The sequence below is a fragment of the Mycobacterium sp. NGS34 genome, assembly GCF_059812845.1.
Window position 1 is genome coordinate 13,710 of the sequence record NZ_JCALDM010000003.1, and the last position, 18,050, is coordinate 31,759.

At 70.3% G+C, this 18,050-nt stretch carries 18 protein-coding genes; 8 read left to right on the forward strand and 10 right to left on the reverse strand.

Going from position 1 to position 18,050, the window contains the following annotated elements; translation table 11 throughout:
• Positions 1–22: 22 nt before the first annotated feature.
• The 4 genes from AC5Y7V_RS08920 to AC5Y7V_RS08935 all read right to left on the reverse strand — a co-directional run bounded on the left by AC5Y7V_RS08920 (position 23) and on the right by AC5Y7V_RS08935 (position 3,987).
• On the reverse strand, positions 23–160 hold the full coding sequence (locus AC5Y7V_RS08920; RefSeq protein WP_180276279.1) for a hypothetical protein: 138 nt from the start codon (positions 158–160) through the stop codon (positions 23–25).
• A 76-nt stretch (positions 161–236) separates the two neighbouring features.
• Positions 237–1,871: a fatty acyl-AMP ligase gene (locus tag AC5Y7V_RS08925; protein WP_499879692.1), complete on the reverse strand. Its 1,635-nt coding sequence runs from the start codon at positions 1,869–1,871 to the stop codon at positions 237–239.
• A gap of 192 nt (positions 1,872–2,063) precedes the next feature.
• A complete protein-coding gene (locus AC5Y7V_RS08930; protein WP_499879693.1) occupies positions 2,064–3,554 on the reverse strand; it encodes an alanine/glycine:cation symporter family protein in 1,491 nt (496 codons plus the stop codon).
• A 103-nt stretch (positions 3,555–3,657) separates the two neighbouring features.
• Entirely contained in the window at positions 3,658–3,987 is a 330-nt protein-coding gene (locus tag AC5Y7V_RS08935; protein WP_499879694.1) for a DUF732 domain-containing protein, read from the reverse strand.
• Between the two features lie 105 nt (positions 3,988–4,092).
• Here AC5Y7V_RS08935 and AC5Y7V_RS08940 point away from each other — a divergent pair, with 105 nt between their 5' ends.
• Genes AC5Y7V_RS08940 through AC5Y7V_RS08950 form a run of 3 tightly spaced genes read left to right on the forward strand, consistent with a single transcriptional unit; the run spans position 4,093 to position 5,867 of the window.
• Positions 4,093–4,830, forward strand: a complete 738-nt coding sequence (locus AC5Y7V_RS08940; protein WP_499879695.1) for a Clp protease N-terminal domain-containing protein — start codon at positions 4,093–4,095, stop codon at positions 4,828–4,830.
• A 21-nt stretch (positions 4,831–4,851) separates the two neighbouring features.
• Positions 4,852–5,361: a hypothetical protein gene (locus AC5Y7V_RS08945; RefSeq protein WP_499879696.1), complete on the forward strand. Its 510-nt coding sequence runs from the start codon at positions 4,852–4,854 to the stop codon at positions 5,359–5,361.
• Complete coding sequence (locus AC5Y7V_RS08950) at positions 5,349–5,867, forward strand: GNAT family N-acetyltransferase (RefSeq protein ID WP_499879697.1); 519 nt, start codon at positions 5,349–5,351, stop codon at positions 5,865–5,867. Before AC5Y7V_RS08945 ends, AC5Y7V_RS08950 begins: the two co-directional genes overlap by 13 nt.
• On the opposite strand, the gene zapE is transcribed toward AC5Y7V_RS08950, so the two are convergent.
• Positions 5,824–6,900 carry a cell division protein ZapE gene (zapE, locus tag AC5Y7V_RS08955; protein ID WP_499879698.1) on the reverse strand — a complete coding sequence of 359 codons (1,077 nt, stop codon included), beginning with the start codon at positions 6,898–6,900 and terminating at the stop codon, positions 5,824–5,826. The two genes, AC5Y7V_RS08950 and zapE, sit on opposite strands and share 44 nt — an antisense overlap.
• Here zapE and AC5Y7V_RS08960 point away from each other — a divergent pair.
• Genes AC5Y7V_RS08960 through msrB form a run of 4 tightly spaced genes read left to right on the forward strand, consistent with a single transcriptional unit; the run spans position 6,899 to position 10,932 of the window.
• Positions 6,899–7,654 carry a pyrimidine reductase family protein gene (locus AC5Y7V_RS08960; RefSeq protein ID WP_499879699.1) on the forward strand — a complete coding sequence of 252 codons (756 nt, stop codon included), beginning with the start codon at positions 6,899–6,901 and terminating at the stop codon, positions 7,652–7,654. The genes zapE and AC5Y7V_RS08960 overlap by 2 nt on opposite strands.
• Positions 7,655–7,668: 14 nt before the next feature.
• Positions 7,669–9,228 (forward strand): alpha/beta fold hydrolase, encoded by a 1,560-nt coding sequence (locus AC5Y7V_RS08965; RefSeq protein WP_499879700.1) that lies wholly within the window; start codon positions 7,669–7,671, stop codon positions 9,226–9,228.
• A 4-nt stretch (positions 9,229–9,232) separates the two neighbouring features.
• On the forward strand, positions 9,233–10,525 hold the full coding sequence (gene aftC / locus AC5Y7V_RS08970) for an arabinofuranan 3-O-arabinosyltransferase (RefSeq protein ID WP_499879701.1): 1,293 nt from the start codon (positions 9,233–9,235) through the stop codon (positions 10,523–10,525).
• Positions 10,522–10,932 (forward strand): peptide-methionine (R)-S-oxide reductase MsrB, encoded by a 411-nt coding sequence (gene msrB, locus AC5Y7V_RS08975; RefSeq protein ID WP_499879702.1) that lies wholly within the window; start codon positions 10,522–10,524, stop codon positions 10,930–10,932. Before aftC ends, msrB begins: the two co-directional genes overlap by 4 nt.
• A gap of 101 nt (positions 10,933–11,033) precedes the next feature.
• Here the strand turns inward: msrB and AC5Y7V_RS08980 are convergent, their stop codons facing one another.
• Positions 11,034–12,524: a PE family protein gene (locus tag AC5Y7V_RS08980; protein ID WP_499879703.1), complete on the reverse strand. Its 1,491-nt coding sequence runs from the start codon at positions 12,522–12,524 to the stop codon at positions 11,034–11,036.
• 198 nt (positions 12,525–12,722) lie between these two features.
• Between AC5Y7V_RS08980 and AC5Y7V_RS08985 the strand changes: the two genes are divergently transcribed.
• Positions 12,723–14,003 (forward strand): amidohydrolase family protein, encoded by a 1,281-nt coding sequence (locus tag AC5Y7V_RS08985; protein WP_499879704.1) that lies wholly within the window; start codon positions 12,723–12,725, stop codon positions 14,001–14,003.
• Here the strand turns inward: AC5Y7V_RS08985 and AC5Y7V_RS08990 are convergent.
• The 4 genes from AC5Y7V_RS08990 to hemE form a co-directional block, all read right to left on the reverse strand.
• On the reverse strand, positions 14,000–14,749 hold the full coding sequence (locus tag AC5Y7V_RS08990) for a class I SAM-dependent methyltransferase (protein ID WP_499879705.1): 750 nt from the start codon (positions 14,747–14,749) through the stop codon (positions 14,000–14,002). The two genes, AC5Y7V_RS08985 and AC5Y7V_RS08990, sit on opposite strands and share 4 nt — an antisense overlap.
• 105 nt (positions 14,750–14,854) lie before the next feature.
• Positions 14,855–15,562: a hydrogen peroxide-dependent heme synthase gene (hemQ, locus tag AC5Y7V_RS08995; RefSeq protein ID WP_499879706.1), complete on the reverse strand. Its 708-nt coding sequence runs from the start codon at positions 15,560–15,562 to the stop codon at positions 14,855–14,857.
• A 5-nt stretch (positions 15,563–15,567) separates the two neighbouring features.
• On the reverse strand, positions 15,568–16,923 hold the full coding sequence (locus AC5Y7V_RS09000) for a protoporphyrinogen oxidase (protein ID WP_499879707.1): 1,356 nt from the start codon (positions 16,921–16,923) through the stop codon (positions 15,568–15,570).
• Positions 16,920–17,987: a uroporphyrinogen decarboxylase gene (gene hemE / locus AC5Y7V_RS09005; protein ID WP_499880155.1), complete on the reverse strand. Its 1,068-nt coding sequence runs from the start codon at positions 17,985–17,987 to the stop codon at positions 16,920–16,922. The genes AC5Y7V_RS09000 and hemE overlap by 4 nt, the downstream gene beginning before the upstream one ends.
• Positions 17,988–18,050 lie beyond the last annotated feature (63 nt).

The window sequence follows — 18,050 nt, forward strand, 5'->3', positions numbered from 1 at the left end:
TCGTTGCGAAAGCCGTTGCGGGTCAGCGCTTCTTATCGTGGAGCAAGGCCTCGGTGGACGAGACACGGGCCGCTGCCTTGGCGTGCTTGGCGGCGCGCTTTTCTTTCAGAGATTTTCCGGACTTCTTGGTCATGGTTTGCCGAGGAGATTTGTCGGACATGGCCGCCCCTTGATCGTGGGGGCCCTGGTGGTCCCGATCTCCTGACCTTACGCCCTGCGTTGTCGTGTGCGCCGATTCAGCTGACGAGGCCCAGCGCGTGGGCGCGCCGCAGTTTGCCCGATGGGGTTTTCGGGATCATCCCGGGCGCCAGCACCACCACGTTTCGGGGGCGGACATCGACTTCGGCGAACACCTGGTGCGCCACCAGGCGCTCGATGCGGCGCACCTGCGCCAGGTCGTCGTACTCCTTGGATTCCACCGCCACCGCGAACGTTTCCCGCGATTGCCCGGCGTCGAGGCGCACCGCGACCGAACAGCCCGGCCGCACCCCGACCACCCGGCAGGCGGCGCGCTCGATGTCGGTCGGGTAGATGTTGCGACCAGCCATGATGATCACGTCCTTGAGCCGCCCACACACCACGACATTGCCGTCCTCGGTGAGATAGCCCAGGTCGCCGGTGTCATACCAGCCTCGCTCATCCTGCGCGGGGATGAAGCCGGCCACCGTGGTGTAGCCATTGGTCACCGGTTCACCGCGTACCTCGATGACGCCCACGCCGCGCGGCGGCAGCACGCTCCCTTCCTCGTCGAGAATCCGCAGCTCCAGCCCCTCCAGCGGCCGGCCAAGTGAGACGAGCCGGCGGGTATGTCCCCTGCTCGCGGGGATGGCGCGGTGCAGGATGGCCAGCAGGTCGGCGTCCACCTCGTCGACGAGCATGCCCCCGCCGCACGCGGAGAACGACACCGCGACCGTCGTCTCGGCCATGCCGTAGGCGGGGATGATCGCCTCGGGTTTCAACCCGAACGGCGCCCCGGCCTCGCAGAGGTCCTCGACGTCGAGCGGGTCCACCTGTTCGGCGCCCGAAAGCGCCCACCGCAGCGAGGACAGGTCGAAGTCCCCGGGTGTGGCCTGTCTGCGCAGCCGCTTGGCCAACAGGTTGTACGCGAAGTTGGGCGCGGCGGTCATGGTGCCCTTGTATTTATCAATCAGCTTGGGCCACAACAACGTATCGCGCAGGAAGTCCATCGGCGTGACCTTCACCAGCTCGGCGCCGACGTACATCGGCACCGTCAGATAGCCCGTCATGCCCATGTCGTGGAAGCATGGCAGCCAGCTCACGATCACGTCGGTATCGAGGTCGAAGTTGCAGCCGACCATCATGGCTTCCGCATTGGCGACGATGTTGGCGTGCGTGATCTGAACCGCCTTGGGCGATCCCGTCGAACCCGATGTCAGCTGCAGCAGCGCCACGTCGTCGTCGCAGGTGTCGACGGGACCGACGGGGGCGTTCGCGAACAGCGTCTCGCCGGTGAGCACCGTCATACCGAGACCCGACAGCACCGGCGCGGCGGCCATGAACGGCTCCGAGATGACAACGGCTTTCGCCGACATCATGTCGATGACGCCGGTCGTCTCCTCGGCCCAACGCGCCAGGTCGGTGCGCGGGGTGGGCTGATGCAACATGGTCACGCTGGCGCCGCGCATCCAAATGCCCTGCGCGGTGGGCGCGATCTCGACCGGTGCGCCCGCCAGCACGGCGACGGCGTCGCCGGGCCCGATGCCCGCCGTGGCCAGCCCACCCGCCACGCGGCGAGCCCGCTCGTGCACTTCTGCCCAGGTATGCCGGGCGGGCGCGTGCGGCTCACCGGTCACCATCCCCTTGCGGCTCGACCGGGCGTTTTCGTACATCGTCTCGGTAAATCGGCTCACGGCGATCCTTTGGCTTAGGTGTCTGCGGGCGCGCTAGGAGTCTTGGAAGCCGCCTGGGGAGTGCTAAAACCCTTCGTATTCAGCCCAGCTGGCAGGTCAGACGGCCTGACTGTATCGAGCCAATGCCCTGCGCACCGCGGAGCGCGCGTAACTCGGTACAGATCGTGACAATTGAGGCCGAACCGGCAGGCGCTACGCCGCCGGCCGGCTCAGCCGCAACGACTCGGGCAGAGCACCGACCTGCCGGCGCTCCGGGAGTTCCCAGATGTCGCCGGCCAGAACGCCGGGCAGCCCGGCCGCACTGGCGATGAAGACGGGATCGGCGCCGCGCATGGATTGGCGGTGGAAGTCCCGCACCGTCGCGAACGCCCACTTGCTCAGCAGGCAGATCGCGATCAGGTTGGCGATGGCCATCAGCGCCATCGTCAGGTCGGCCAACGCCCACACCAGCTTGAGCTGAGCCATCGCCCCGAACACGATCGCCCCCAGCGTCACGACTTTCAGCGCGTTGGTTGCCAGGTGCCGGCCGCCCAGGAAGAACAGGTTGGCCTCGGCGCACACGTAATTGCTGAGCACCGAGGCGAATCCGAACACGCATACAACGGCGGTCATCACGACGGTGGTCCACGATCCGAGGCCGGCGGCGATCGCCGACTGCGTCAGGCTGGCGCCCGCGATGGCGCCGGTGTGGGCCGGGTCGTAAACGCCGGGACCCGCCATGAGCACGATGAACGCGGTTGCCGTGCAGATCACCATGGTGTCGACGAAAACGGCGAGCGACTGAATCAGGCCCTGCTCCACCGGATGCGACACCGTCGCGGCGCCCGCGATGTTGGGCGAACTGCCCATCCCCGCCTCGCAGGCGAACAGGCCGCGCTTGACCCCGGTCAGCATGGCCGTCGCGATGCCGCCGGCGAAACCGCCCGCCAGCTGCCTGATTCCGAATGCGCCGCCGACGATCTCCTCGAGGACGGACGGCAGCGCGGAGATGTTGAAGGCCACGATCGCCAGCGCCAGCGACGCGTACGTCAGCGCGGCGGCCGGGATGACCCATTCCGCGAACTTGGCGACGCTGCGCACCCCGCCGAACAGCACCGCCGCCGCCACCACGGCCAGACCCGTTGTCGTCCAACCGATGCCGACGCCGTGCGACGACTTCAGCACGCCGCTGATCGCGTTGGTCTCCACCATGTTGAACGCGGTCGAGAAGGTGACCACGAGCAGCACGGCGAAGAAGACGCCGCCCGTCCGGGAGCGCAGGCCGCGCTGGATGTAGAACGCGGGGCCGCCCCGGAACGCGCCGTCGTCCGAGCGGACCTTGAAGACCTGGGCGAGGGTGGCCTCGATCAGCGCCGTGGCCATGCCGACCCCGGCCACCACCCACATCCAGAAGATGGCGCCCGGCCCGCCCACCGTGAGCGCGATCGCGACACCGGCGATGTTTCCGGTGCCCACCCGGGACGCGAGGCCGACGCAGAAGGCCTGAAAAGACGAGATCCCACCGTCTTGGCGGTGGGACCTGCGTAGCTGGCGAAACATGCGCCCGAAGTACCGGATCTGAATGAATCGGGTGCGCACCGTGAAATAGATGCCGACACCGATGAGCAGGTAAACCAGGACGTGACAACTCAGGGCATTGCTCAGCGGGTCGATCATCCGCGCCTGAACGAAGTCCAAATCCATCCCCAACCTGGGCCGTTTGTCGGCAGCAGCGTATGCGCGAAATGTTGAGGACAGGTTTCGTTAACCGGCCGTTGGCCGGCGTGTTTGTAAAAATCCAGTGACGCTAGCCGCCGCTGACCTTGCCGCCGCTGGCCGCCAGCGTTTGCGGGCAGTACACGTTGGCCGCGATCGCGCTGAACCGGGCCGCGTTGTCCCCGTGCAGCCCGGGGTTCTGGGCCTGGACCGTCTTGATGACGTCCGCCATCTGCGTCCCCTTGCCCATCGCGTCGCACACCCACCTTCCGGCCCCGATCGCCGGCCCCGGGTCGGGGAAGGTGATGCCGACCGCGCGCAGCGAGACGAGGAACGCGTCGTCGGTGCTGTCCGCCCGCGCGGGCCCCGCCATGCCGACCAGCGCGGCAAGGCTCATCAACGTCAGGAGCAGCGATTTCACGGCCCTGATCGTGCCAGAGTGAATCGGCGGCCGCACCCCAAATCGCGAATTGCCTGCGTCAACCTGCGGTTGACAGCGTGGGGCCGTCAACCTACTGTTGACGGCATGTCCGAACCGACCCCGATCGCCTACCCCGTCCGCCTCGACGAGCTGATCAACGCCATCAAACGGGTGCACCCGGACGTGCTGGACCAGCTCGCCGACGCCGTCCTGGCCGCCGAGCACCTGGGCGAGGTCGCCGACCACCTGATCGGGCACTTCGTCGACCAGGCCCGCCGCTCCGGAGCGTCCTGGACCGACATCGGCAAGAGCATGGGCGTCACCAAGCAGGCCGCCCAGAAGCGGTTCGTGCCGCGCGCCGAGCCCACCACCCTGGACCCCGAGCAGGGCTTCGGGCGGTTCACGCCGCGGGCCCGCAGCGCGGTGGTGGCGGCCCAGAACGCCGCGCACGAGGCCGGCAACGCCGAAATCACGCCCGACCACCTGCTGCTCGGCCTGCTCACCGACCCGGCCGCCCTGGCGACCGTGCTCCTGAAACGGCAGCGGGTGGAGGCCGACACGATCCGGGCCGCCGTCAGCCTGCCCCCGGCGGCCAGCGAACCCCCCGAGCTCATCCCGTTCAGCGGCCCGGCGCGCAAGGCGCTGGAGCTGACCTTCCGCGAGGCGCTTCGGTTGGGCCACAACTACATCGGCACCGAACACCTGTTGCTGGCACTGCTCGAACTGGAGGACGGCGCGGGGCCGCTGCACCGGTGCGGCGTCGACAAGGACCGCGTGGAGGCGGATCTGGTCGACGCGCTGGAGTCGCTGAGCGCCGGAACCGACCCCTCCCATTCGCCATAGCCCCTGTGCGATCATGCGAGGATGCATCGCTGGCTGATCGCCCTGTCCGTGTTGATCGTCGCGGCCGCGGGCGTCTCGGCGCCGCGGGCGTGGGCGTCCGATGCGCCGATCGGTCACATCGGTGACACCCTGCGGGTCGACACCGGCAAGTACATCGCCGACATCACGGTCACCAGCGTGGCCCCGTGCGACCCGCCGCCGGGATTCGGCTACACCCGCGAGGGCGTTCCGATCAAGAGCTTCCCGGGCAGCACCGTCGACCGCGCCGACGTAACGGTCCGCGCGGTCCAGGTGCCCAATCCGTTCATCATGGCGACCGAGTTCAGCTTCGACGGCGTGACCCCGTTCGCCGACGCCTACAAGCCGCGGGCATCCGATGCGCCCGACGCGCTGGACAACGTGCTCGTCAACGCGCCGAACGGTGCGATCGTGCGGGGCGCGGTGTATTGGGACGCCTACCGCGACCCGGTCTCGACCGTCGTCCTGCTGGACAAGAAGACGGGCTATCACCTCGCGCAGTGGAATCTCTGACGCTCGCGACGGGTAGTGTCGACGCTGCGGACCTGGCTGCCGTTGCCGCACAAACCTTTCCGCTGGCCTGCCCGCCCTCGACGGCTCCCGAAGACATCGCGTCGTTCGTCGACACCAACCTGTCGGCGGAGCGCTTCGCGGAATACCTGACCGATCCGGACCGCGCGATCCTCACCGCCGCGCGCTACGGCCGAATCCTGGGCTACGCCATGGTCATTCGCGACGGTGCCGACGCCGCCGAGCTGTCGAAGATCTACGTGCTGGCCGAACACCACGGCACCGGGGCGGCGGCGGCGCTGATGGACCTCGCCGTTGCCACCGCGCAGACGTGGGGCGTGCGCCGCGTGTGGCTGGGCGTCAACCAGGCAAACCAACGCGCGCAACGCTTTTATGCCAAGCACGGCTTCGAGGTCACCGGCACCAGGACGTTTCGGGTGGGCGCGCGCCTCGAGAACGACTACGTCATGGTTCGCGAGCTTGGCTCAGCGCCACCAGCCGCGACGTAGCCCGCAGGTACTTCTTTCGATAGCCGCCGGCCAGCATCTCCTCGCCGAAGACAGTGTCCAGCCTCGCGCCGGACGCGAGCACCGGGATGCCGGCGTCGTAGAGCCGGTCGGTCAGCGACACCAGCCTCAGCGCGACGTTCTGGTCGTCGATGCGGTGCACGCCGGTCAGGAAGACCGCCGTCACGCCCTCGATCAGCGTCAGGTACCGCGACGGGTGCATGGTGGCCAGATGCGCGCACAGCGCGTCGAAGTCGTCCAGCGTCGCCCCGTCGACCGCCGCGGCGCGCGCGGTAACCTCGTCGTCCGACGGCGGCGGCGGCGCCGGGGGCAGGCCGCGGTGCCGGTAGTCCGGTCCCTCGATCCGTACCGTGGTGAAAATGCTTGCCAGCGTGTTGATTTCGCGCAGGAAGTCCTGGGCGGCGAAGCGGCCCTCGCCGAGCTGCTCGGGCAGCGTGTTGGAGGTGGCGGCGATCGACACCCCCCGCTCCACCAACGACGAGAGCAGCCGCGAGATCAGGGTGGTGTTGCCGGGGTCGTCGAGCTCGAACTCGTCGATGCACACGGCGGTGTAACCGGCCAGCATCTCGATGCATTCGACGAAACCGAACACCCCCGCGAGCTGGGTGAGCTCGCCAAAGGTGGCGAACGCCTTGGGAGTTGGCGGTTCGGGCCCGTGTCCCGGCAGGTGGTAGTAGGCCGAGGCGAGCAGGTGCGTCTTGCCCACGCCGAAGCCGCCGTCGAGATACAGCCCGACGCCGGGTGACACGGCCCGCTTGCCCAACAGTTTTCGGCGGCCGGCCCGGCGCTCCACGGCTTGGCGGCAGAAGTCCTGGCAGGCGGCGACGGCGGCGGCCTGGCTCGGTTCGGCCGGGTCCGGGCGATACGTCGCGAAGCTCACGTCGGCGAACGTTGGCGGCGGCCGCAATTGGGCGATCAGCCGCTCGGGCGACGCGGTCGGATGCCGATCCACCAGATGCCCCACGCGGCCCCCGTGCATGCAGGAACTGTAACGGCGTGCTGCAATCAAGCTCATGCCAGAGACCCCGCTGACGCTGCTCGGGTCGGCGCGGGAGATCGACGACGCCGGACTCGCCCGGCTCTACGGGTATCCGGAGGGCGACGGCACGTGCGTGCGGGCGAATTTCATCACCAGCGTGGACGGCGGCGCCACCGCCGACGGCAGCAGCGGCACCATGGGCGGGCCGGGCGACCGGCACATCTTCAACCTGCTGCGCGAGCTGGCCGACGTGATCGTGGTCGGCGCCGGCACGGTGCGCGTCGAGGGCTATTCCGGTGCGCACCTGGCCGTCGCGCAGCGCCAGGGGCGGCAGGCCCGCGGGCAAAGCGAGGTCCCGCAGCTGGCGATCGTCACCAAGTCGGGCCGCCTCGACCGCGACATGGCCGTGTTCACCCGCACCGAGGTGCCGCCGCTGGTGCTCACCTGCACCGCGGCGGCCGCCGAGACCAGCCGGCGGCTCGGCGACCTGTGCGAGGTCCTCGACTGCTCCGGCGGCGATCCCGGGGAGGTCGACGAGGCCGCCCTGCTGGCGGGCCTGGCGGCGCGCGGCATGCGCCGCGTGCTGACCGAGGGCGGCCCGATGCTGCTCGGCGCGTTCGTCGACCGCGGACTGCTCGACGAGCTGTGCCTGACCATCGCGCCCTACCTGGTCGGCGGTCTGGCCCGGCGCATCGCGACGGGCCCCGGCCAGGTGCTGACCCACATGCGCCGCGCCCACCTCCTCGCCGACGACGCCGGCTACCTTTACGCCCGCTACGTCCGGGGCTAGCTACTGTGGTCGGCATGAGTCGGCAGATCGCGTCCGCCACGATCCTGGTGGCGGTGGCCGCGCTCGTCGCCGGCTGCGTCCCCGGCCTGGGCGCCGACCCGCGCTTCGCCACCAATTCCGGCGCCCGGCCGCAGGGCGCGGCCACCACGAAACCCCCGGCGGCGGGCCCGCCGCCGATCGCCGCGCCCAAGAACGACCTGTCGTGGCGCGACTGCACGGCGAAGGTGTTCGGCGACGCGGCCGTGCCCGCGGCGCCGGACGTGCAGCTGGACTGCGCGACCTACGACGCCGACCTCGACCCCGTCAACGGCGGGTCCGGGACGCTCAGCATCGGCGTGGTCCGCGCGCGCTCTTCCAAGACGCCGCACGACGCCGGTCCCCTGGTCTTCACCACGGGCTCGGACCTGCCGTCGTCGACGCAATTGCCGGCCTGGCTCGCCCGGGGCGGCGCCGACGTGCTGCAGACCCACCCGATCGTCGCCGTCGACCGGCGCGGCATGGGCATGTCGAGCCCGATCGACTGCCGCGACCAGCTCGACCGCCAGGCGATGCGCGACCAGGCGCAGTTCCAGACCGGCGACGACCCGGTCGCCAACCTGTCCGACATCTCCAACACCGCGACCACCAACTGCACCGACGCCATCGCCCCGGGCTCCTCGGCCTACGACAACTCGCACGCCGCCTCCGACATCGAGCGCCTGCGCAGCCTGTGGGACGTGCCCGCCGTCGCGCTGGTCGGGATCGGCAACGGCGCGCAGGTCGCGCTGGCCTACGCCGCGTCGCGGCCCGACCGGGTCGCAAGGCTGATCCTGGACTCCCCAGTTGCGTTGGGCGTCAACGCCGAAGCCGCCGCCGAGCAACAGGTCAAGGGCCAGCAGGCCGCGCTCGACGCGTTCGCCGCCCAGTGCGTCGCCGTCAACTGCGCGCTGGGCCCGGACCCCAAGGGCGCCGTCAGCGCGATGCTGGCCGACGCCCGCGCGGGCAAGGGCCCCGGGGGCGTCCCCGTGTCCGCCGTGGTCAACGCCATCACCGTCGCGCTGGGCTTCCCCGCCGGCGGACGCGTCGGCGCCACGCAGGCCCTGGCCAACGCGCTGGCGGCAGCCCGCTCCGGGGACGCCAACCAACTGAACAACCTGATCGGCCACTCGTACGCGCTCACCGACTCCGACGGCCAGTTCGTCAACTCGTGCAGCGATGCGATCAACCGGCCGACCCCGGACCGGGTGCGCGAGCTGGTGGTGGCGTGGGCGAAGCTCTATCCCCAATTCGGCACCGTCGCCGCGCTCGGCTTGGTGAAATGCGTGCACTGGCCCACCATTCCGCCGCCCGCGCCGCCCAAGGATCTCAAGATCGACGTCCTGCTGGCGGGCGTGCAGAACGACCCGATCGTCGGCAACGAGGGCGCCGCCGCGACCGCGGCGATGATCATCAACGCCAACGCGGCCAGCAAGCGGGTGATGTGGCAGGGCATCGGCCACGGCGCCAGCATCTATTCGCCCTGCGCGGTCCCGCCGCTGATCGGCTATCTCAACAGCGGCAAACTGCCCGGGACCGACACCTACTGTCCCGCCTGATACTTTGCGGTTCGTGACGGCAGCTGACTCGACCCGAACCGGCCTGCTGGCCGCGTTTCGTCCCCGTACGGGCGCACCGAACACCGCGACGATCGTGCGGTCCGTGTTGTGGCCCTTGGCCATCATGTCGGTGCTGCACCGCAGCATCGTGCTCACGCTCAACGGCAACATCACCGACGACTTCAAGCCGGTCTATCGGGCGGTGCTGAACTTCCGGCGCGGCTGGGACATCTACAACGAGCACTTCGACTACGTCGACCCGCACTACCTGTATCCGCCCGGCGGCACGCTGTTGATGGCGCCCTTCGGCTACCTGTCCTTCACGCCGTCGCGGTATCTGTTCATCCTGATCAACACCGTCGCGATCCTGCTCGCCTGGTACCTGCTGCTGCGGTTGTTCAAATTCACGCTGTCCTCGGTGGCCGCCCCCGCGCTGCTGCTCGCGATGTTCTGCACGGAATCCGTGACCAGCACGCTGGTGTTCACCAACATCAACGGCTGCGTGCTGCTGGCCGAGGTGCTGTTCCTGCGGTGGCTGCTGGACGGCCGGGTGGGCCATCAGTGGTGGGCGGGTGCCGCGATCGGCCTGACGCTGACGCTCAAACCCGTGCTCGCGCCGCTGCTGTTGCTGCCGCTGCTGAACCGCCAGTGGCGGGCGCTGGTGCCCGCGATCGTCGTCCCGCTCGTCATCAACGCGGCCGCGTGGCCGTTGGTCAGCGACCCGATGGACTTCGTCACTCGCACGCTGCCCTACATCGGGGGCGTGCGGGACTACTTCAACAGCTCGATCGAGGGCAACGGCGTGTACTTCGGGCTGCCCACCTGGCTGATCGTGTTCCTGCGGCTCCTGTTCGTCGTGCTCGCGATCGGCGCGCTGTGGCTGCTGTACCGCTACTACCGGACCCGGGACCCGCTGTTCTGGTACACCAACTCGTCGGGTGTGCTGCTGCTGTGTTCGTGGCTGGTGCTGCCGCTGGCCCAGGGCTACTACTCGATGATGCTGTTCCCGTTCCTGATGACGGTGGTGCTGCAGAACTCGCTGATCCGAAACTGGCCCGCCTGGCTGGGTGTCTACGGCTTCCTGGCGCTGGACGACTGGCTGATCTACCAACACATGCGCTACGGTCGCGCGCTGCACTACCTCAAGATCACCTACGGCTGGTCGCTGCTGCTGATAGTGGTGTTCACGGTGCTCTACTTCCGTTACCTGGACGCCAAGGCCGAGAACCGGCTGGACGAGGGCATCGATCCGGCGTGGCTGTCTGTTGACCGCGAGCGCGCTAGCGTGGAGGCATGACGAGCCCGAAGGTGCAACTGTCCGACGACGAGTGGCGCAAAAAGCTGAACCCGCAGGAGTTCGAGGTGCTGCGCCGCGCCGGCACCGAGCGGCCGTTCACCGGTGAGTACACCGACACCAAGACCGAAGGCATCTACCAGTGCCGGGCCTGCGGCGCCGAATTGTTCCGCAGCACAGAGAAATTCGAGTCGCATTGCGGCTGGCCGTCGTTCTTCGACCCGGCGAACTCCGACGCGGTGATCCTGCGGCCCGACCATTCGATGGGGACGACGCGCACCGAGGTGCTGTGCGCGAACTGCCACAGCCATCTGGGCCACGTGTTCGCCGGCGAGGGGTATCCGACGCCGACGGATCAGCGGTACTGCATCAACTCGATCTCGCTGCGGCTGGTGCCGGCGGGCGGGTAGGACGCCTGCACGTCTTCGCCGAGATCGGCGCCAGCGCGAAGAAGTGCGAGTGCGGCACACGCTAACGTCGATCTCGGCGATCAAGGGCGCGCGCCGGTCGCCTAGACCCCGTCCATTCCGGGCTGGCCGAACAGGCTGCCGCCGGCGCCGCCTCGGCCGGGCGCACCCGGAGTGGGACCGCCCCCGGCGCTGCCGCCGTTGCCGCCGTTGCCGATCAGCACGGCGACGCCGCCGTTACCGCCGTTGCCCCCGGTGACCAGGCCCTGCCCGCCGGCGCCGCCGACCCCGCCGTTGCCGATCGGCCCGGCGGTGCCGCCGACCCCGCCGTTCCCGCCGGTCGCGTAGCCGAACCCGCCGATGCCGCCGGCCCCGCCGGAGCCGTTGAATCCGGCGCCGTTGCCGCCCGCCCCGCCGTCGCCGCCGGTGGTGGCGCCGACCCCGCCGCGGCCGCCGGCCCCGCCGGCACCCTGGTAGGGGTTGGAGTTGCCGCCGGTGCCACCGTTACCGCCGTGTCCGACAACGCCCGTGCCGCCGGCGCCGCCGAGCCCGCCGTTGCCGGAGATGCCGCCCGCGGTGCCGCCGCTACCACCGTTGCCGCCGTTGCCCCCGACGCCGGTGCCGCCCGCGCCGCCGATGCCGCCGCCACCCTCGAACGGGCCGCCGGTGCCGCCGGTGCCACCGTTGCCGCCGTCGCCCGTGCTGCCGGTGCCTCCGGGGCCGCCCGGCCCGCCGTTGCCCCACAGCAGGCTGCCGCCGCCGGCCCCGCCGTTGCCACCGGTTCCGCCGTCGCCGCCGGGTCCGCCGAACCCGCCGGAGCCCAGCAGCCCGCCGGTCCCGCCGGCGCCCCCGGTCCCGCCTATTCCGTTGGGCCCCGCGGGACCGCCCGCGCCGCCGGCGCTGCCGTGGGTCTGATCGGGACCGCCGAAGCCGAGCAGGCCGCCCGGGCCGCCGGGCCCGCCGTTACCGCCCTGGGTGAGGCCGTACCCGCCGGTGCCGCCGGTGCCCCCGCCGCCGAACAGCAGCCCCGGCCCGCCGGCCCCGCCGTTACCGCCGGCGCCCGTCGGGCTCGTGCCGCCGGCGCCGCCCGGGCCGCCGACGCCGAACAGCCCGGCCGCCCCGCCGTTACCGCCCGGTGCCCCGGGGGTGGTGCTGTTGCCGCCGGCCCCGCCGTTGCCGACCAACAGCCCGCCGGGCCCGCCGGGCTGCCCGATTCCGTTGACGGTGCCGCCGTTGGCGCCGTTGCCGATCAGCGGGCGCCCCAGCAGCGCCTGTGTGGGCGCGTTGATGGCGTCGAGCAGGCTGCCCTGCACGTTGGCGGCCTCGGCGCCGGCGTACGCGGCCATGCCCGACGTCACGTTCTGCACGAACTGCGCGTGAAAGGCCGCGACCCGGGAGCTCAGCGCCTGGTATTCCTGCCCTTGCGCGGAGAACAGCTCCGCGACCGCCGCCGACACCTGATCGGCTCCCGCCGCGACCACGCCCGTCGTGGCGGACGCCGCGGCCGAGTTGGCCGCGCTGATCGCCGAACCGATCCCCGCCAGATCGTTGGCCGCGGCCAGCACCGCGTCTGGAGCCGCGATCACGAACGACATGGGATACCTCCGCAATTCGATGCGCCATGACCAACAGGTCATCTCCCCCGGCGCCGGTCACCAGAGAACGCAGCCTACGCGATCCGGGCCCGCGACGTGCGGGTTTGGCTCGAAGATCGAGCTCGACGAACGCTTTCGCCAGTGCACCCGGTGGGGTACCGTTGCGCCAACGGTAAGGGCATCAGGAAGCGGGCGAACATGATCAAAGACGACATGATCCTGATCAGCGTCGACGACCACATCGTCGAACCGCCGGACATGTTCGCCAATCACCTGCCCAAGAAGTACGCCGACGAGGCGCCCCGGTTGGTGCACAACCCAGATGGCAGCGATAGCTGGCAATTTCGCGATGTGGTGATTCCCAACGTGGCGCTCAACTCGGTGGCGGGCCGGCCGAAGGAGGAGTACGGGCTCGAACCGCAGGGTCTCGACGAGATCCGGCCGGGGTGCTGGCAGGTCGACGAGCGGGTCAAGGACATGAACGCGGGCGGGATCTTCGCCTCGATCTGCTTTCCGACGTTTCCCGGGTTCGCCGGCCGGCTGTTCGCCACCGAGGACCACGACTTCGGCCTGGCCCTGTTGCGGGCCTACAACGACTGGCACGTCGAGGAGTGGTGCGGGGCGTATCCGGCCCGGTTCATCCCGATGTGCCTGCCGGTGATCTGGGACGCCGAGGCGTGCGCGGCCGAGGTGCGGCGCAACGCCGATCGCGGCGTGCACGCGCTGACGTTCAGCGAAAACCCTTCGGTGCTGGGCTATCCCAGCTTCCACGACGACTACTGGACACCGCTGTGGAAAGCCTTGTGCGACACCGAAACCGTGATGAACGTGCACATCGGCTCGTCGGGAAAGCTCGCCGTCACCGCGCCGGACGCGCCGATGGACGTGATGATCACGCTGCAGCCGATGAACATCGTGCAGGCCGCCGCGGACCTGCTGTGGTCGGCGCCGATCAAGAAGTATCCCGGCCTCAAGATCGCCCTGAGCGAGGGCGGCACCGGGTGGATCCCGTATTTCCTGGAGCGCGCCGACCGCACCTACGAGATGCACTCGGCGTGGACGCACCAGGACTTCGGCGGCAAGCTGCCCAGCGAGGTGTTCCGCGAGCACTTCCTGACGTGCTTCATCAGCGACCACGTCGGAGTCCAGCTGCGCCATCAGATCGGCATCGAGAACATCGCGTGGGAGGCCGACTACCCGCACAGCGACTCGATGTGGCCCGGCGCGCCCGAGGAACTCTGGGATGTGCTGCGCCAGCACGACGTCTCGGACACCGACATCGACAGGATGACCCACGAAAACGCCATGCGCTGGTACTCATTCGACCCGTTCGCCGACCATCCGCGCGAGCAGGCCACCGTGGGCGCGCTGCGCCGGGCGGCCGAAGGCCATGACGTGTCGATCCGGGCGCTCAGCCATCACCAGAAGGGCGAGCGGGTTTCCAACGCCCTGGCCGACGCGACCCGCGGCAACAGTTAGTCGACGCGGGTGGCGTGCACCTCCCAGAACGGCGCGTGCACGCGGCCGTTGACGAGCCACGGCTCCATCGCCCGGAACCGTTCCAACATCGGCTGCGCCTGGTCGGCCATGTCGGGGTTGCGCGCGATCATCATCTCGAGCGTCTCGGTGCTCATGTTGACGCGATATGTCGTCGGGCCGAGGTAGGTGATCTCCCAGCCGCCGAACGGCAGGACGTCGCGAAAGTCGTTCTCGGACAACGACCGCATCATCTTGAACCCGTTCACGTCGTGCTCGCCGAACTCGAACATGTACAGCCGCGCTCCGGGCCTGGTCGCCCGGTGCAGCGCCCGAGCGTAGGACTTCTGCAGCTCGGGCTCGGTGCTGAAGGTGTGGTAGAAGGCGCAGTCGACGACGGTGTCGAAGCGGCCGTCGAACCCGTCCAGCTTGGTGGCGTCGGCGACCTCGAAATTGGCTGACACACCGGCCTTTTGCGCGTTGGCCCGGGCGCGCTCGATCGCGGCCGCGGACCCGTCGATGCCCGTCGCCGAGTATCCCTTGGCGGCGTAGTAGATCGCGTGGTGGCCCGGGCCGGTGCCCGGGTCGAGCACCTCGCCCTTGATCGCGCCCAGCGCGACGAGCTGCTGCACCACCGGCTGGGGGCCACCGATGTCCCACGGCGTGGCGGCCGGCAATCCGTTCGACAGCCGGTCGTCGCGGTACATCTCCTCGAAGCGGGTGGGATCGGTCGGGTCGAATGTGGTCATTTGGCGCCGCTCTCCCCCGCAAGCGGGAGGTGCCCCCACCTCATCGCTTTGCTCTGCATCGTCGCCGGCGCAGTCGTCATGTGTCCCCCTCGATTTCGGCGTCACTTAGGGCAAAGCGTTGACCAATTGCTCGACGGGTACCCGCGGCCCGGTGAAGAACGGCGTCTCCTCCCGGGTGTGCCGGCGGGCATCGGTGGCGCGCAACTCGCGCATCAGGTCCACGATCCGGTCCAGCTCCGGGGCCTCGAACGCCAGGATCCACTCGTAGTCGCCCAGCGCGAACGCCGGCACGGTGTTGGCCCGGACGTCCTTGTACTCGCGGGCGGCCATGCCGTGTTCGGCCAGCATCCGGCGCCGTTCCTCGTCGGGCAGCAGGTACCACTCGTAGGACCGCACGAACGGATACACGCAGATGTAGGCGCCGGGTTCCTCGCCGGCCAGAAACGCCGGGATGTGGCTCTTGTTGAACTCCGCGGGACGATGCAGCGCGACGCTGCTCCACACCGGCGCGCAGACCCGGCCCAGGGCGGTGGTGCGGCGGAAGTCGGCGTAGGTCGCCTGCAGCGCTTCGACGCGTTCCGCGTGGGTCCAGATCATGAAGTCGGCGTCGGCGCGCAGGCCCGCCACGTCGTAGAGGCCGCGCACCACGACGCCGCGTTCCTCCTGCAGCTTGAAAAACGTCGTCGCGTCGTCGATTGCTTCTTTTCTTGAGTCACTCGAGTCCTCGCCGAGCTCGCCGGGCCGCACCGAGAACACCGAGAACATCAGGTAGCGAAGCTGCGAGTTCAGGGCGTCATAATCGAGTTTGGCCATGGCTCCTATCGTGCCACTTCCGTCTGCAGTGCCTCGACCGCCCGCCCCGCCGCCCCGACGCACGCCGGCACGCCGATGCCGTCGAGGTAGCTGCCGGCCACGGCCAGGGTCGGCGGCAGACCGGCGCGCACCTCGGCGACCACCTCGGCGTGGCCGGGGCCGTACTGCGGCATGGCGTCGATCCAGCGCTGGACGCGGGCGTCGACAAGGTCGACGGTCAGTCCGAACACGTCGACCAGGTCGCTCAGCGCCCATCCCAGCAATTCGTCGTCGGGGGTGCCGGCCGCCACGTCGTCGCCGAACCGCCCGAACGACAGCCGCAGCAGCTGGGTGTCGCCGCGCGTGCCCCATTTGCGCGACGACAGCGTGATCGCCTTGGCGCGCAAGGATTCTCCGCTGGCAACCAGGACCCCCGAGCAGTTTGGGAACGGGGTGTCGGCGGGCACGGCCAGGGCCACGACCGCCGATGACGCGCTCCCGATCCGGCTTGCCGCGGCGGCGCTGCGCGGGGCGATCTCGTCGAGCAGGGGCGCCAGTCGCGGGGCCGGAATCGCCAGGATCACCGCGTCGGCGTGCCAGCGGGCGCCGGTGTCGTCGAGTAGCGACCAGCCCGGCTCGGCGGGGTCGAGCCGTTCCGCCGCGGCCCGGACCCAGCGCGGCCGGGCGCGCCCGACGAGCTCGTCGACCAGCACCTGGTAGCCGCCGTCGATCGCCCCGAACACCGGCGCGCCGGTGGCCGGCGGCAGCGCCTGCCGGACGGCCTCGGTCAGGCTGGCGGCGCCGCGGTCGAGGGCGGCCGCCACGCCGGGGGCGGCCGCGCGCAGGCCGATCGTGGCCGCGGAGCCCGCATATACCCCGCTCAGCAGCGGGTCCACCGACCGCGCCACGACCTGCGGGCCGAATCGGTCGCCGACCAAGTCGGCCACGGCGGGATCGCCGCCGGGCTGCCAGCCCAGCGGGCGGGCGGGTTCGGCGTCGATGCGCGCCAACGTCGCCTCGTCGACCAGGTCCGCCACCGAGGCCGCCGACGACGGGATGCCCACCACCGTCCCGGCGGGCAGCGGGTGCAGCCGGTGGCCGCTGTAGATCAGCGGGCGGGCGCCGGTGGTGCCGACTTGGCGCCCGGACAGGCCGAGCTCGGCCAGCAGCGCCGGCATCTCGGGGCGGCGCAGCACGAACGCCTCGGCGCCCAGGTCCATCTGCCGGCCGCCGACGTGTTCGGTGCGCAGGATGCCGCCGAGCCGGTCGGCGGGATCGAACAGCGTGATCGACGCGTCGTCACCGGCGGCCGCGCGCAGCCGGTACGCCGCGGTGAGCCCCGAAATCCCGCCGCCCACAACGCAATACGAGCGATGCGTCATAGCGAGTGGACCAGCGCGACCAGGTCGGTCAGCACGCCGGGGTCGGTCTCGGGCAGCACCCCGTGCCCGAGGTTGAAGACGTGCCCGGCCGCGCCTGCGTCCACCGCGCGGCGTCCGTCGTCGATGACGGCCCGCGCGGCGCGTTCGGCCACGGGCCAGCCCGCCAGCAGCACCACCGGGTCGAGGTTGCCCTGCAGCGCCGTGCCGGGTTCGACCCGGGCGGCGGCGTCGGCCAGCGAGGTCCGCCAGTCCACCCCGACGACGGTGGACTGGCCGGGTTGCATGCCGCACTTCAGCGCCGCGGACATGGCGCCCAGCAGTTCGGCGGTCCCGACCCCGAAGTGGGTCATCGGCACGCCGTATTCGGACAGGGCCGCGAAAACCCTTGAGCTGTGCGGCAGCACGTACCGGCGGTAGTCGGCCAGCGACAGCGTCCCCGCCCACGAGTCGAACACCTGGATCGCGTCCACGCCGGCCTCGACTTGGCCGCGCAGGAACGCGACGGTGAGGTCGGCCAGCTTCGACATCAGCGCGTGCCAGCTGGCCGGTTCGGCCAGCATCATCGCCTTGGTGCGCGCGTGGTTACGGCTGGGGCCGCCCTCGACGAGGTAGGACGCCAGCGTGAACGGCGCCCCGGCGAAACCGATCAGCGGGACGTCGCCCAGCTCGCCGACGAGCAGCGAAACCGCCTCGCAGATCGGCCGGATCGCTTCGGGCTCAAGGGGTTTGAACGCCTCGATGTCGGCGTCGGTGCGGATCGGGTGCGCGATCACCGGCCCGACGTCGGCGACGATGTCGAGCTCGATGCCCGCGGCCCGCAGCGGTACCACGATGTCGGAGAACAGGATCGCGGCGTCGACGCCGTGGCGACGGATCGGCTGCAGCGTGATCTCGGCGGCCACCTCGGGCTCGAAGCAGGCCGCCAGCATGCTGTGCCGTTCGCGCAGCGCGCGGTACTCGGGCAGCGAGCGACCGGCCTGCCGCATGAACCACACCGGCACCCGGCTGGGCTTGCGACCGGTGGCGGCGGCCAGGTATGGCGACTCGGGGAGGTCGCGACGCATGTGCGCAGGGTTCGTCATTGGCTCCAATGCTGCCACGACGGCCCGCCGGCATCGCCGCTGCGT

Excerpts from the sequence above, each read along its gene's own strand:
- AC5Y7V_RS08920 (WP_180276279.1), bottom strand. The coding sequence starts at position 160 with ATGTCCGACAAATCTCCTCGGCAAACCATGACCAAGAAGTCCGGAAAA.
- AC5Y7V_RS08930 (WP_499879693.1), bottom strand. The coding sequence starts at position 3,554 with ATGGATTTGGACTTCGTTCAGGCGCGGATGATCGACCCGCTGAGCAAT.
- AC5Y7V_RS08940 (WP_499879695.1), top strand. The coding sequence starts at position 4,093 with ATGTCCGAACCGACCCCGATCGCCTACCCCGTCCGCCTCGACGAGCTG.
- AC5Y7V_RS08945 (WP_499879696.1), top strand. The coding sequence starts at position 4,852 with ATGCATCGCTGGCTGATCGCCCTGTCCGTGTTGATCGTCGCGGCCGCG.
- AC5Y7V_RS08960 (WP_499879699.1), top strand. The coding sequence starts at position 6,899 with ATGCCAGAGACCCCGCTGACGCTGCTCGGGTCGGCGCGGGAGATCGAC.
- zapE (WP_499879698.1), bottom strand. The coding sequence starts at position 6,900 with ATGAGCTTGATTGCAGCACGCCGTTACAGTTCCTGCATGCACGGGGGC.
- AC5Y7V_RS08965 (WP_499879700.1), top strand. The coding sequence starts at position 7,669 with ATGAGTCGGCAGATCGCGTCCGCCACGATCCTGGTGGCGGTGGCCGCG.
- msrB (WP_499879702.1), top strand. The coding sequence starts at position 10,522 with ATGACGAGCCCGAAGGTGCAACTGTCCGACGACGAGTGGCGCAAAAAG.
- AC5Y7V_RS08980 (WP_499879703.1), bottom strand. The coding sequence starts at position 12,524 with ATGTCGTTCGTGATCGCGGCTCCAGACGCGGTGCTGGCCGCGGCCAAC.
- AC5Y7V_RS08985 (WP_499879704.1), top strand. The coding sequence starts at position 12,723 with ATGATCAAAGACGACATGATCCTGATCAGCGTCGACGACCACATCGTC.
- AC5Y7V_RS08990 (WP_499879705.1), bottom strand. The coding sequence starts at position 14,749 with ATGACCACATTCGACCCGACCGATCCCACCCGCTTCGAGGAGATGTAC.
- hemQ (WP_499879706.1), bottom strand. The coding sequence starts at position 15,562 with ATGGCCAAACTCGATTATGACGCCCTGAACTCGCAGCTTCGCTACCTG.
- AC5Y7V_RS09000 (WP_499879707.1), bottom strand. The coding sequence starts at position 16,923 with ATGACGCATCGCTCGTATTGCGTTGTGGGCGGCGGGATTTCGGGGCTC.
- hemE (WP_499880155.1), bottom strand. The coding sequence starts at position 17,987 with ATGCGTCGCGACCTCCCCGAGTCGCCATACCTGGCCGCCGCCACCGGT.